This window comes from Actinomycetota bacterium (assembly GCA_005774595.1).
Taxonomy (GTDB): domain Bacteria; phylum Actinomycetota; class Coriobacteriia; order Anaerosomatales; family D1FN1-002; genus D1FN1-002.
The window spans coordinates 1-1321 of the sequence record VAUM01000439.1 but is presented as its reverse complement, the minus strand read 5'-3'; the positions used below and the strand labels follow the sequence as shown (position 1 = coordinate 1321).

Annotated in this window: 1 protein-coding gene; it reads right to left on the bottom strand. The window is 75.6% G+C overall.

Features of this window, described 5'->3' with window-relative positions:
- Window positions 1-100 precede the first annotated feature (100 nt).
- Window positions 101-1234 carry a M20/M25/M40 family metallo-hydrolase gene (locus FDZ70_10800; protein TLM65827.1) on the bottom strand — a complete coding sequence of 378 codons (1134 nt, stop codon included), beginning with the start codon at window positions 1232-1234 and terminating at the stop codon, window positions 101-103.
- Window positions 1235-1321 lie beyond the last annotated feature (87 nt).

The window sequence follows — 1321 nt, the reverse complement described above, 5'->3', positions numbered from 1 at the left end:
GTCGTGGGAGCGCCGTCGACCGCGACCTCGAGCTTCTGGAGCGCGCCGGTGCCGGAGCCCTCGGACCCGGCGACCGCCACCACGCTGCCCCACTCGAGCCTCACGCCGCGCCCCCGCCCTCGCACGCCAGCGCCATGAACGCCTCGGCCAGCGCGCAGCACCGCTCCAACTCGCGCACCGCGATCCACTCGCTCGTGCCGTGCACGTCGCGCATCCCGCTCGCGAGCACGAGCGTCGGCACGCCGAGCGCCGCGATCACGTTCGCGTCGCTCCCGCCGCCCGTCGCGTAGCATCGCGGCTCCACACCCGCACGCTCGCACGCCGCGCGCGCCATCACCACCGCCGGCGAATCCTCGGCCAACGACTGCCCGCGGTACTCGCGCGTCCAGTGCACGTCGACGCTGCCGCCCTCGGACCGCGCCGCGTCGCGCATCGCCGCGTCCATCACCTCGCGGACGGCCTCCACACGCTCCTCGTCGAGCGAGCGGCACTCGCCCGTCATCGTCACCGACTCGGGCACCACGTTCGTCGCGCGCCCGCCCTCGATCGTCCCGACGTTCGCCGTCGTGCGCTCGTCGAGCCGCCCGAGCTGCATCGCCGCGACCGCCCGTGACGCCATGAGCAGCGCGGACCGTCCCTTCTCCGGCGCCACTCCCGCGTGCGAGGCGCGCCCGTGGAACTGCGCCACGAAGGTGTAGTGCGTCGGCGAGGCGGTCACGATGCCGCCGACCTCACCGTCGGCGTCGAACACGAACGCGGCCGCCGCGCCCTCGACCGCGTCGCGCGCGAGCTGCTTGGCGCCACGCAGGCCGACCTCCTCGCCCACCGTGAGCAGCACGCGCACCTCGGCGTGCGGCCGGCCGCTCTCTACCACGCGGCGCACGGCCTCCAGCACCGCCGCGATGCCGCCCTTGTCGTCGGCGCCCAGCACGGTGTCCCCGCCGCTCCGCACGACGCCGTCGGCGCTCACGGCCGGCTCCACGCACGCGCACGGCGGCACGCAGTCCATGTGCGCGCACAGCGCGATCGCGGAGCCCGGCGCCGTCGCCGGTAGCACGCACACGAGGTTCCCGGAGTCGCCGCCCACCGCGGCACCCGTTCCGTCCTCGGTCACCGTGAACCCGAGTCCGCGCAACTCAGCCGCGCAGTAGTCGCGCACACCCGCTTCGCGACCGGACGGCGAGTCGATGCGCACGAGCTCGAGGAACGTCCGCAGCAGCCGCTCGTCGCTCACGGCCGCGCCCGCCCCTACCCCAGCCGCGACGCGCGGCGCTTCACGGCCGCACCGATGAAGGCGCGGAACAGCGGCGCGGGCCGCGTG